This is a genomic window from Variovorax sp. YR266, from assembly GCF_900107295.1.
GTDB lineage: Bacteria > Pseudomonadota > Gammaproteobacteria > Burkholderiales > Burkholderiaceae_C > Variovorax.
Genome location: NZ_FNPM01000001.1, coordinates 734,642 through 746,179 on the forward strand (window position 1 = coordinate 734,642; position 11,538 = coordinate 746,179).

Sequence of the window (11,538 nt, forward strand, 5' to 3'; positions counted from 1 at the left end):
GCGGGCATGCTATGCCCGCGAAGGCGTGCGTCAAGTCGGACGCTGCCGCTTCTGGCTACAGGTCAGGCGACGACAGGCCGCTCGCCGCGCTGCAGCCGGCGTTCGATGTCTTCCAGCACCTGCGGCAAGTCGGCCACGCTGTCGATCACGTAATGCGCGCCGGCCGCTTCGAGTTCGGCGGTGGCGCGTGCGCGGCGCTCTTGCTGCTGGCCTTCATCGAGCGCCTGCCATTCGGCCAGCGTGAGACCGTTCACGTTGCCACTGACAGCCACGCCCACAGCCCAGGTGCCCGCGTTGAGGCCTTCCTGCAGGCCGACGCCGGTGTCGTCGACCTTCACCACGGTGTGCGGCGGCCACACACCGAGGTCGGCGAAGCAGCGGTACATCATGAGCGGCGACGGGCGGCCTTCGGCGAGGTCGCCGCCGCACACGAGGTTGTCGGGCGCATAACCGCCGGCCGCGGCGATGGGCGCGACCACTTCCATGATCGGGCGGTTGTAGCCGGTGGTCGAGCCGATCTTCAGGCCGCGCTGGCGCAGCACGCCGACTGCCTCGAGCGCGCCCGGAATGAAGTCGGCATGGTCGCGCGCGCTGGCTGCGTTCATGGGCGTGAAGATTTCATACAGCTTGTCGGCATCGGCGTCGTTGAACGCATGGCCGTGCTTTGCTTCCCACTGGGCATTGATGCGCGGCAGCGTGCCCAGCGCCTTGATGTGGTCCCACTTGGCCACGCCCATCGGTCCGCGCGCCTCGGCGATGGTGATGTCTATGCCGAACTGCTCGAACAGCTTCACGAAGGCGCCCATGGGGGCGCAGGAGCCGAAATCGAGGATGGTGCCGGCCCAGTCGAAGACGACGGCCTGGAGCTGGGAGTGGTTGTGGGCGTTCATGGCGGCTGAGATGAAGAGGTTCGGAAGGAAGGCAACGGCCCTGCAGCCATCACCAGGCGTTGAAGACGTCTTGCGCGATGCCGAAACCGGTGCTCGCGCCGCTGCCGCTGGTGACCAGCACCACGCGCGTGGCGTCGTCGGGCGCGTCGATCACGCAGGGCGTGGTCTTCGATGAGGGGTACACGCCGGTCCAGCGCTCGGTGACCTGCGCGGCCTCGAGGTTCAGCGTGCTGCGCAGGTGGCGCAGGATGAGCTGGTCGACCTCCTCCATCGCGAAGGGCTCGGGCGCGTCGGCGTAGTGGTGCGAATCGCCGACCACCAGCGATCCGTCGGCGCTCTGCACCACGATCAGATGGATGCCGTGCGCGAGCGATGCGGCCTCTTCCTGCTGCAGGCGCGCGCGCAGCGCAGCGGCCTCTGGCAGCGTGCTGTAGCCCTCGTAGCGCACAAAGCTCAGGTCCGACATTACCGAGCCGGGCAAACGGAAGCCCGCCTCGGGCTTCACGCGCAGCATCTGCAGGCGGCACAGCGTGAGGTCGTGCGCGGCAATGCGGCCAGCGAACAGGCTGTGCAGGTCGGTGTTGGTGCAGACCACCACGCGCTCGGCATGCAGCGTGCCGAGCGAGGTACGTACGCGGGGCGTTTCGACTTCGAGCACGGCTTCGCTGAAACGGAAGGTCACGCCGTGCGCCTCGGCCAGCCATTTGGTCAGCAGGCCGATGGCGGTGCGCGATTCGACGCGCAGTTCGTGCGGGCTGAAAAGCACCGAGCGCGCATCCGCCAGGCTCAGCGCCGGCGCCTTGGCCTGCGCATCGGCGGCGTCGAGCAGTTCGCAGCCCTTGCCCATCGGCGTGCGCATGAAGGCTTCGAGCACGTCGTGCGCCTCGGGGCGATAGGCCGCGAGCCAGAGGTTGCGGTGCACGACCTCGATGCCGGCCTGCGGCGCGACCTCGTTCCACACACCGCGGGAATGCATCGCGCGGCGCCACATGTCGCCCGGCGCCTGGCCGGTGATAGTGATGAAGCCGAAGTTGCGGATCGAAGCGCCGATGCAGGCTGCGTCGCGCTCGACTACGCAGACCTTGAGGCCGCGCTGCACGGCGCTGTAGGCGTGGGCCAGGCCGACGATGCCAGCGCCGACCACGATGAGATCGAAGCTGTCGGGGTCGTGTGCGGGGGCAGCGATCACCGTTGTCTCCAGGCCTGGGTGCGCTTGAGCGCCCACTGCCCGGCCAGCGCGAACACGCCTCGGCCGATGGCGGCAGTGAGCATGATCAGCGAAGCCATGGCGGCGGCGGGCGCGACGTCGCCGGCGTCGTCCATGTTGAGCACGGCGATGGCTGCGAGCGTGGTCTGCGGCGAGTAGAGGAACACGACGGCCGACACTGTCGTCATCGCGTTGACGAAGAAATAGCCGCCCACGTTCAGCACGGTCGGCAGCGCCACCGGCAGGTGCACGCGCCACAGCGTGCGCCAGAACGGCACGCCCATCGACTCGGACACCAGCTCGTATTCGCGGTCGAGCTGGCGCAGCGCCGTGAGCGAAGTCAGGTGCGCCACCGAGAAGAAGTGCGCCACCGTGCACACCACGAGGATGGTCATGCTGCCGTAGATGGCGCGCAGCGGGTTCGAAGGCGAGATGAAGAAGAAGATGTAGCCCACACCAAGCACCAGCCCTGGCACCGCGAGCGGCAGGTTGGCCAGCAGGTTCAGCAGTTCGCGCAGCAGGCCGAAGTGGCGCGGCTTCTCGACGAAATAGGCCGAGATGAAGGTGATCAATGCACCCGCCACTGCCGCGCACACAGCCAGCCGCAGCGAGTTGAAGTAGCTGCCCCAGCCGCCCCCGTCCATGTTGCTGAAGTCGTAGTTCTTGAACGACGGCACGAGGTTGTAGGGCCAGAAGGTGGCCAGCGAGGCGAACACCGCCATGCCGATCATCACGAGGATGCCGCAGGCCGTGAGCACGCAGAAGGCCAGCAGTGCGCGGTCGCGCACCTTCACGGGCTCGGGCTGATAGGGCGTGGCACGCGCCGACAGCGCCGCCGCCTGCTTGCTGCGCACGTGGCGCTCGACCAGGAACGACAGCACCGCCGGAATCAGCAGCACGAGGCCGACCACAGCGCCCATCTGGAAGTTCTGCTGCCCGACCACCTGCTTGTAGATGTCGGTCGCGAGCACGCCGGTCTGCCCGCCCACCACCTTCGGCACGCCGAAGTCGGTGATGACGAGCACGAACACCACCATCGCGGCCACGATGAGGCCGTAGCGCGAGGCCGGCAGCGTCACCGTGCGGAAGATGCGCCAGCGCGAGGCGCCCAGCGTCTGCGCGGCCTCGTAGAGCCGGCCGTCGGAGGTGGCCATGGCGGTGGTGAGGATCAGCAGCGCATGCGGCAGCGTCCAGAACACCGAGCCGAGCACGATACCCAGCGGGCCGTAAATGGACGCGCCGCCCAGCAGCCCCTTGAACAGGCCCTGGTTGCCGAACAGGTAGACGAGGCTGATCGCGGGCAGCAGCGAAGGCGCGAGCAGCGGCACCAGCGCCACCGCGCGCAGCAGGCCCTTGGCCGGCATGCAGGACAGCGTGAGCCCGTAGGCGTACACGTAGGCGATGCCCGTGCAGATCACGGCGCTGAGGGCCGCGAGCCCCAGGCTGTTGAAGGCCGACTGCACCAGCGCCGGGTTGTCGAGGTAGCGCGCGAAATTGGCAAGGCCCACGAACGCGCCCGCGTGGTCGAAGAAGCTCTGGCCGACCAATGCGCCGACCGGCAACGCGACGATCACCACCAGCAGCAGCACGACCAGCAACACGGCCGCGCCCGTCAGCCAGCGCTCGCGGTCGAATGCGCTGCCACGCGCCACCACCACCGGCACAACGGCGATGGCGTCGGGAGAACTGCTCATGCTCAGTTCGCCAGGACCGACAGCGCGTTCAGGGGCAACTGGATATGCACCATGCTGCTAGGCACCAGCGGATCGCTGCCGCCGCCGCGCGCATCGGCGGGCAACTCGGCCTCGATCTCGATGCCAAGCGGCTCGCAGGCCAGGCGGGCCGAGGTGCGGTTGCCGAAGAACTCGGTGTCGAGCAGGCGTGCCGCAAAGCTGTTGGCGCCGAGCTCGGTGCCGAAGCGCTTCACGACCACGTGCTCGGGCCGGATGCCCACGGTTGCCTGCGAACCGACGCTGAGGCTGCCGGGCGCACAGAACAGCTCGCTGTCGCGCACGCGCACCTTGCCGTCGGCCAGCACGGTGGCCGGCAGCATGTTCATGCGGCCCACGAAGCCCGCCACGAAGCGGGTACGCGGCTGGCGGTACAACTCGTCGGGCGTGCCCGCCTGCTCGATGCGGCCGTTGTGCATCAGCACCACGCGGTCGGCCATCGAGAGGGCTTCTTCCTGGTCGTGCGTGACCATGATGGTGACGATGCCCAGGCGCTTCTGCAGCGCGCGGATTTCGCTGCGCAGGCTGGCGCGCACCTGCGCGTCGAGCGCGGAGAGCGGCTCGTCGAGCAGCAGCAGGCGCGGATTGGGCGCAAGCGCACGCGCCAGTGCAATGCGCTGCTGCTGTCCGCCCGAGAGCTGGACGGGGTATTTGTCGGCATGCGCGGCCAGGCCGACGAGGTCGAGCATCTCGCGTGAGCGCTTGGCCATCTCGCGGGCCAGTGCGCCCGTGGGGTGCAGGCCGTAGGCGATGTTCTGCGCGGCCGTCAGGTTGGGAAACAGTGCGTACGACTGGAACACCACGCCGAAGCCGCGCGCCGCGGGCGGCAGGCCCGCGATGTCCTGGCCGCCGAGCAGGATCTGGCCGCTGTCGGCGCGCTCGATGCCGCAGACGATGCGCAGCAGCGTGGTCTTGCCGCAGCCCGAGGGGCCGAGCAGGCACACGAACTCGCCGGGCTCGATGTCGAGATCGATGCCGTCGAGCACGCGTGTGGCGCCAAAGGACTTGCCGATGCCGCGAAGGGAAAGAAAGCTGCTGCTCGTCATGACCGGATACTGCTTGGCTTCAACGACAGGATCAAAGCGGCTTCTTTTCCGACTTGGACTCGTAGCGCTTCGACCATTCCGTCAGGATGCGGTCGCGGTTGGCTGCCGCCCAGTTGAAGTCGTTCTTGGCGAGCAGCTTCTCGACGTCGCCCGGCACGAATTCAAGCTTTTCCTGGATGCCCGGCAGCGCGAGCACCGCGAAGTTCTTGGCATACAACTCGTTGGCCTGCTTGGTCACGGCCCAGTCGGCCAGCGCCTTGGCGGCGTCCTGCTTCTTGCTGGTCTTCATGATGCCGGTGGCTTCCATGTCCCAGCCCAGGCCTTCCTTTGGCAGCACGATGTCGATGGGAGCGCCGTCGCGCTTGGTCTTGTTGGCGCGGTATTCGAAGGACATGCCGAGCGCGAACTCGCCGGCGCCGGCCTGGCGGCAGGGCTTGCTGCCCGACTGGCTGTAGATACCGATGTTCTGGTGCAGCGCGTCCATGTACTTCCACGCCTTTTCTTCACCCATCATCTGGATCCAGCCCGACACCATCAGGTAGCCGGTGCCCGAGGCGGCCGGGTTGGGCATGGTGATCTGGCCCTTGTAGACCGGGTTGGTCAGGTCGGCCCAGCTGGCGGGCTTGGGCAGGTTCTTCTTCTGCGCTTCGGCGGTGTTGAAGCAGATGGCCGAGGACCACACGTCCATGCCGACCCACTTGGGCGGGTTGGCCGCATCGCGCATGGTCGGCTTGATGGCGTCCAGGCCCTTGGGCGCGTAAGGCTGGAGCATGCCTTCCTTGTCGAGCAGCATCAGCGAGGTGGCGGCCAGGCCCCACACCACGTCGGCCTGCGGGTTGGCCTTTTCGGCCAGCAGCTTGGCGGTGACGATACCGGTCGAGTCGCGCACGAACTTCAGCTCGATGCTCGGGTTCTCCTTTTCGAATGCAGCCTTGTAGGCCTGCACCTGGTCGGCTTCGAGCGCGGTATAGACCAGCAGCTCGGTGCGGCCCTGGGCCGATGCGGCGAGAGCCAGCGAGAACAGGGCGGCCGGCACGAAGGCCCAGCGGAGTTGACGGTGCAGCATGGTGGAGGTTCTCTTGGGAAAAGTAGAAAGGACGCGATGCGGGACACACGGGCAGGCAAGCGAAAGTACGCAAGTGCCGTTCAGCGATGCGGGCGATGCTGGCACCGGCATGTGACAGGAATTTGTCAGATGCCCCAGAAACACCCAAATACCCATAAATACACCAGAGGCTGGCGATGTCGCGGCGGCTTCGTCATCCGCATGTCATTGCGTCGCGTCAAGCTGCCGGAGTTATTCCCTGTGTTTTCGCTTCGCTTTCATGACACTCGACCTTGCCGAGATCGCCCGCCTGTTCGCTGAACGCGGTGGAGTCGCGTACGCGGGCGAGCCCGTGTCCCAGCTGGAACACGCGCTGCAATGCGCCTGGCTCGCGGAACAGGCCGGCGCGAGCGATTCACTGGTCACCGCCGCGCTGCTGCATGACCTGGGCCACCTGCTGATCGCCGAGCACCAGACGCTATCGCAGTCTCCTACCCAACTGGGCATCGACGACCGCCATCAATACATCGCGCTGCCCTTGCTGCGCGGCGCCTTCGACATCGAAGTGCGCGAGCCGATCCGCCTGCATGTGGACGCCAAGCGCTACCTGTGCACGACGCGGCCCGACTATTTCTCGAAGCTCTCGCCCGATTCGGTGCGCAGCCTGGCCCTGCAAGGCGGCGTGATGGACGCGGAAGCGGCGCAGCGCTTTGCCACGCACCGCTGGTCGGGCGATGCCGTGCGGCTGCGGCTCTGGGACGAAGAGGCGAAGGCGCAAGGGCTGCAAACGCCGCCGCTGGCGCACTTCCTGGCGACGGCGGCCAGGGTCATGTTGCACTGACGGGCCTGTTTTTCGGAGGCTGGGCAAGGTTTCAGGCCGATTTCAGGCCGGATTAAGAAACTCTTGTCTACGATGGTTTCTTCATGATGACCGGCGCCGCACGGGCGCCTGCGAGGAAACCACATGTCTTCATCCGTCACCGCGCGCGCAAGCACGTTCATCCAGGTACTGCGCCGCGTCTTCTCGCTCGCGGCGCCCTACTTCCGGTCCGAGGAGAAATGGCGCGCGCGCGCCATGCTGCTGGCCATCGTCGCGCTCAACCTCTTCTATGTATATGTGGCGGTGCTGGGCAACCAGTGGTACGGGCGCTTCTACGACGCGCTACAGAACAAGGACGTGACGACCTTCTGGCGCGAAGTGCGCGTGTTCGGCTGGATCGCCTTCTTCAACATCGCGGTGCAGGTGCTGAAGTTCTACATAACCCAGCTGCTGCAGCTGCGCTGGCGCACCTGGATGACGCGCAGCTACCTGTCGCGCTGGATGGCGGACCGCACCTTCTATCACCTGGAACTCGCGCGCTATGCGAACAAGGACGGCCACACGCCGGACAACCCCGACCAGCGCCTCCAGGAAGACATGCAGATCTTCACCAGTTCCACGATGACGCTCTCGATGGGCCTGTTGAACGCCGTCGTCACGCTCCTGAGCTTCATCGGCCTGCTCTGGGGGCTGTCGGGCAATTTCTCGTTCACGTTCAGCGGCACCACCTACCAGATCGTCGGCGCGATGGTTTGGCTGGCACTGGGTTATTCCATCGTCGGCACCGTCGTCACGCACTTCATCGGCCGTCCGCTGATCGGGCTGAACTTCAAGCAGCAGCGCTATGAGGCCGATTTCCGGCACCACCTCGTGCGCGTGCGGGAGTACAGCGAAGCCATCGCACTGGACCACGGCGAGAAGGTCGAGCGCGGCCAGCTCGACCTGCGCTTCGGCGACGTGCTGCGCAACTACCTGCTGCTGATCAAGCAGCAGAAGAACCTCGTCACCTTTACCTCGTTCTTCGGGCAAGCGGCGGTGATTTTTCCGTTTCTCGTGGCGGCGCAGCAGTACTTTGGCGGCGCGTTCCAGCTCGGCCACCTGATGCAGATCGGCTCGGCCTTCGGCAAGGTGCAGGAGTCGCTCAGCTGGTTCGTCGACAACTACGACAGCGTGGCCGTCTGGCGCGCCACCACCGACCGCCTTACCAGCTTCGACGACAGCATGACGGCCCATGCCTCGCGGGACGACGCCCTGCAGCGCGCGCCCTCGGAGATGCTGCAAACCGACGACCTCGCAGTCGCGCTGCCGAACGGCACGCCGCTGCTTGCCGGCGCCGCGCTGGCGGTGAAGCCCGGTGACAGCGTGCTGCTGCAGGGGCCCTCGGGCAGCGGCAAGTCGACGCTGTTCCGCTCGTTCGCGGGCATCTGGCCGTTCTCGAAGGGCAAGCTGCAGGTGCCCGACAACGTCGCCTTCATGCCCCAGCGGCCCTACGTGCCCGACGGCAAGCTGCGCGATGCGCTGACCTACCCCAACCCCGCATCGAACTTCAGCGACGACCAGCTGCGCCAGGCCCTGACCGACGCGCTGCTGCCCGACCTCGTGAGCCGCCTTGACGACAGCGACGCCTGGAGCCAGAAGCTCTCCGGCGGCGAGCAGCAGCGCCTGGCCATCGCGCGGGTACTGCTCAAGAAACCGGCATGGCTGTTCGCCGACGAGATCACCAGCGCGCTCGATGCGCAGGCCGAGAGCGTGCTCTACAAGCGGCTCGCCGCCACGGTGCACGCCGCCGGCGGGGCGATGGTGTCGATCGCGCACCGTGCGGCCGTGGGCGACTTCCACAACCAGCGATGGACGCTGGTGCCGCAGGAAGACGGCGCTGCCGGCGGCGCGCGCTACCGGCTGAACACCTCAGCGGGGGTTCAGCCCGCAGCGGCGTAGCGCTCCCAGCCCTTCTTGCGCAGGTCGCAGGCAGGGCACTCGCCGCAACCGTAGCCCCAGGCCTGGCGGTGCACGCGGTCGCCGAGGTAGCAGGTGTGGGTCTCTTCCACGATCAGGTCGACCAGCGGCTCGCCGCCCAGACGGTGCGCCATGGTCCAGGTCTCGGCTTTGTCGATCCACATGAGCGGCGTCTCGATGACGAGGCGGCGCTCCAGCCCGAGCGACAGCGCAAGCTGCATCGCCTTCATGGTGTCGTCGCGGCAGTCGGGGTAGCCCGAGAAGTCGGTCTCGCAGACACCGGTGACGATCACCTGCAGCCCGCGCCGGTAGGCCAGCGCGCCGGCGAGCGTGAGAAACAACAGGTTGCGCCCGGGCACGAAGGTGTTGGGCAGGCCGTCGGCCTGCATGGCGAAGGCGACCTCTTCGGTGAGCGAGGAGCCGCCGAGCTGCGCCAGCGCTGCGAGCGTGAGCACATGGTCTTCGCCCAGGCGCGGCGCCCAGTCGGGGAAGCGCTCGCGCATCTTCGAGAGGATGGTGCCGCGCACGTCGAGCTCGACGCGGTGGCGCTGCCCGTAGTCGAAGCCCAGGGTTTCGACGCGCTGGTACTTCGAGAGCGCATCGGCGAGGCAGGTGGTCGAGTCCTGGCCGCCGGAGAACAGAACGAGGGCGGTGGTGTGCAGGGGCATATCCGTCGGCGGCGGTGCATGCCGCCGTAGTCCAAAGGCGCGATTTTCGCAGGCTGCCCCGGGGGCGTGGATACGATCTCCCACATGAACGCCAAACACCTGCTTGCATGGGTCGCCACTTTCGCGGTGCTGCTGGCGCTCGACGTGCTCTGGCTCGGCTTCGTCGCCAAGAACATGTACCAGCAGGCCATGGGCGATCTGATGTCGCCGAATCCGCGGCTGGGCTTCGCGGCCCTGTTCTACCTCACCTACCCCGTCGGCCTGCTGGTGTTCGCGATCGTGCCCGGCCTGCGGGCACGCGGCGTGACGCGGGCGGCGCTGCTGGGCGGGCTGTTCGGCCTGTTCTGCTACGGCACCTATGACCTCACCAACCTCGCTGTGATCCGCGACTGGCCGCTTGCGCTGTCGTTCATCGACATGGCATGGGGCACGCTTGTGAGCGGCCTTGCCGCGGCAGCCGGCGCAGCGGCGCTGCGCTGGTTCGCGTCGCGCTGAGTAGTCGCCTCAGCTAGCCGGCGTGCGTGACGCGCCGAAGACAGTTCGCGCCTTTATTTCGACAAGAGCGCTGAACTTTCATTCGGCTTTCAACTCGTCACGGCCGGGTCATCTGACGTCTTTAGATTTCACCTCCAGAAATGGTGCACGCCCGGTGCACCGGTCAAACAACCACCCGAGGGAATCATGACCCAACGCTTCATTGCCCCGGCGCTGCTGGGCGCCTCACTACTGCTGTCCGCTTGCGGCGGCAGCAACAACAACGGCGTCGTGTTGCCGTTCATTCCGCCGACGACCAGCCCGCCGCCGGCCGCGCAGGCACCCAAGAACGTCCTGTTCTTCCTCGGCGACGGCATGGGCATCACCACCATGACCGCCGCGCGCATCTACAAGGTCGGCGAAGACGGCGACCTCACGATGGACACGCTGCCCGAGACGGCCTTCGTCCACACCTATTCGAACGACGCGCAGGTAACCGACAGCGCCCCCTCGATGTCGGCCTACATGACCGGCGTGAAGATGAACAACGAAGTCATCTCGATGAGCCCCGAGACCAAGGCCGCCGACGCCTCCGGCAAGGCCTATCAGGTCAATTTCGACAGCACCTGCCCCTCGGGCAACGGCCAGGCCGTTGAAACGCTGCTGGAGCAGAGCAAGGCCAAGGGCTACGCAACCGGCGTGGTGACCACCACCCGCATCACCCACGCCACGCCCGCCGCCACGTACTCGCACGTGTGCCACCGCGACGCGGAAAACACCATCGCCGCCGCGCTCGTGCCGGGCGGCGCGGGCTACAACGGCAAGCTGGGTGACGGCGTCGACGTGTTCTTCGGCGGTGGCACCGACTACTTCATCGCCAAGGAAGCCGGCGGCAAGCGCAACGACAAGCGCGACCTGATCGCCGAGCTGAAGACCGCCAAATACAGCTTCGCCGCCAACAAGACCGAGTTCGACAAGCTGCCGGCCGACGGCGCCACCAAGATCGCCGGCCTCTTCACCAAGAGCCACATGGCGTACGACCTCGACCGCGACGCCACCAAGGAGCCGAGCCTGGCCGAGATGACCGGCAAGGCCATCGACGCACTGGCCGCGCGCAAGAAGGGCTTCTTCCTGATGGTGGAAGGCGGGCGCATCGACCATGCTCTGCACGCCACCAACGCGCGCCGCGCACTGCAGGACACCGGTGCCTTCGACGACGCCATCAAGCTCGCGCTCGACAAGATGCAGGCCATCGATCCGGGCCTGAAGAACACGCTGGTGGTTGTCACGGCCGACCACGACCACACGCTGCAGCTCAACGGCTATGCCGCGCGCACCGGCAAGACCGAGGCCGGCAAGCCGGGCGTGCTCGGCCTCGTGAAGGACTACGTCGACACCAGCAAGACCAGCAAGGACGTGGACGGCAACCCCTACACCATCATCGGTTTCGGCAACGGCCCGCGCCGCCTCGCCACGCGCGGCCCGATCTCCGACGCCGAGCTGGAAAACAAGGACTACAGGCAGGAAGCCGTGGTGCCGATGGATGCGGCCAGCGATTCCGAAACCCATGGCGGTGCCGACGTGTTCCTCGGCGCGCAGGGCCTGGGCGCCGACAACTTCGCTGGCGTGATCACCAACACCGACGTGTTCGGCCTCATCAAGAAGGCGGTCGGCCTGTGAAGGGCAGCGAGCGCTCATCGAC

General features: G+C 66.9%; 10 protein-coding genes. 4 read left to right on the forward strand and 6 right to left on the reverse strand.

All coding sequences use genetic code 11. The features are described 5' to 3' along the window. Window positions 1–62: 62 nt before the first annotated feature. The 5 genes from phnX to BLW48_RS03460 are packed head-to-tail and all read right to left on the reverse strand — an operon-like array spanning window position 63 to window position 5,939. Window positions 63–890 (reverse strand): phosphonoacetaldehyde hydrolase, encoded by an 828-nt coding sequence (gene phnX / locus BLW48_RS03440; RefSeq protein WP_093075985.1) that lies wholly within the window; start codon window positions 888–890, stop codon window positions 63–65. Between the two features lie 49 nt (window positions 891–939). Beyond that, the gene (locus BLW48_RS03445; protein WP_256330686.1) at window positions 940–2,079 is read right to left on the reverse strand and encodes a TIGR03364 family FAD-dependent oxidoreductase; all 1,140 of its coding nucleotides are present in this window, start codon (window positions 2,077–2,079) and stop codon (window positions 940–942) included. Continuing rightward, on the reverse strand, window positions 2,076–3,791 hold the full coding sequence (locus tag BLW48_RS03450; protein ID WP_093172632.1) for a putative 2-aminoethylphosphonate ABC transporter permease subunit: 1,716 nt from the start codon (window positions 3,789–3,791) through the stop codon (window positions 2,076–2,078). The genes BLW48_RS03445 and BLW48_RS03450 overlap by 4 nt, the downstream gene beginning before the upstream one ends. Before the next feature lie 2 nt (window positions 3,792–3,793). Beyond that, window positions 3,794–4,873, reverse strand: coding sequence for an ABC transporter ATP-binding protein (locus BLW48_RS03455; protein ID WP_093172634.1), 1,080 nt, complete (start codon window positions 4,871–4,873; stop codon window positions 3,794–3,796). Window positions 4,874–4,904: 31 nt separating this feature from the next. Then, on the reverse strand, window positions 4,905–5,939 hold the full coding sequence (locus tag BLW48_RS03460; protein WP_093172636.1) for a putative 2-aminoethylphosphonate ABC transporter substrate-binding protein: 1,035 nt from the start codon (window positions 5,937–5,939) through the stop codon (window positions 4,905–4,907). 259 nt (window positions 5,940–6,198) lie between these two features. Here BLW48_RS03460 and BLW48_RS03465 point away from each other — a divergent pair, with 259 nt between their 5' ends. Beyond that, a complete protein-coding gene (locus BLW48_RS03465; RefSeq protein ID WP_093172638.1) occupies window positions 6,199–6,759 on the forward strand; it encodes a phosphonate degradation HD-domain oxygenase in 561 nt (186 codons plus the stop codon). A 123-nt stretch (window positions 6,760–6,882) separates the two neighbouring features. After that, window positions 6,883–8,676, forward strand: coding sequence for an ABC transporter ATP-binding protein/permease (locus tag BLW48_RS03470; protein WP_093172640.1), 1,794 nt, complete (start codon window positions 6,883–6,885; stop codon window positions 8,674–8,676). On the opposite strand, the gene queC is transcribed toward BLW48_RS03470, so the two are convergent. Next, the gene (queC, locus tag BLW48_RS03475; RefSeq protein ID WP_093048241.1) at window positions 8,658–9,362 is read right to left on the reverse strand and encodes a 7-cyano-7-deazaguanine synthase QueC; all 705 of its coding nucleotides are present in this window, start codon (window positions 9,360–9,362) and stop codon (window positions 8,658–8,660) included. The genes BLW48_RS03470 and queC overlap by 19 nt on opposite strands. A gap of 84 nt (window positions 9,363–9,446) precedes the next feature. Between queC and BLW48_RS03480 the strand changes: the two genes are divergently transcribed. Both BLW48_RS03480 and BLW48_RS03485 read left to right on the forward strand, forming a co-directional pair. After that, on the forward strand, window positions 9,447–9,857 hold the full coding sequence (locus BLW48_RS03480; RefSeq protein ID WP_093048239.1) for a DUF2177 family protein: 411 nt from the start codon (window positions 9,447–9,449) through the stop codon (window positions 9,855–9,857). 186 nt (window positions 9,858–10,043) lie between these two features. Beyond that, the gene (locus BLW48_RS03485; protein WP_093048236.1) at window positions 10,044–11,516 is read left to right on the forward strand and encodes an alkaline phosphatase; all 1,473 of its coding nucleotides are present in this window, start codon (window positions 10,044–10,046) and stop codon (window positions 11,514–11,516) included. Window positions 11,517–11,538 lie beyond the last annotated feature (22 nt).

Excerpts from the sequence above, each read along its gene's own strand:
- BLW48_RS03460 (WP_093172636.1), bottom strand. The coding sequence starts at position 5,939 with ATGCTGCACCGTCAACTCCGCTGGGCCTTCGTGCCGGCCGCCCTGTTC.
- BLW48_RS03450 (WP_093172632.1), bottom strand. The coding sequence starts at position 3,791 with ATGAGCAGTTCTCCCGACGCCATCGCCGTTGTGCCGGTGGTGGTGGCG.
- BLW48_RS03470 (WP_093172640.1), top strand. The coding sequence starts at position 6,883 with ATGTCTTCATCCGTCACCGCGCGCGCAAGCACGTTCATCCAGGTACTG.
- BLW48_RS03480 (WP_093048239.1), top strand. The coding sequence starts at position 9,447 with ATGAACGCCAAACACCTGCTTGCATGGGTCGCCACTTTCGCGGTGCTG.
- queC (WP_093048241.1), bottom strand. The coding sequence starts at position 9,362 with ATGCCCCTGCACACCACCGCCCTCGTTCTGTTCTCCGGCGGCCAGGAC.
- BLW48_RS03465 (WP_093172638.1), top strand. The coding sequence starts at position 6,199 with ATGACACTCGACCTTGCCGAGATCGCCCGCCTGTTCGCTGAACGCGGT.
- BLW48_RS03485 (WP_093048236.1), top strand. The coding sequence starts at position 10,044 with ATGACCCAACGCTTCATTGCCCCGGCGCTGCTGGGCGCCTCACTACTG.
- BLW48_RS03455 (WP_093172634.1), bottom strand. The coding sequence starts at position 4,873 with ATGACGAGCAGCAGCTTTCTTTCCCTTCGCGGCATCGGCAAGTCCTTT.
- phnX (WP_093075985.1), bottom strand. The coding sequence starts at position 890 with ATGAACGCCCACAACCACTCCCAGCTCCAGGCCGTCGTCTTCGACTGG.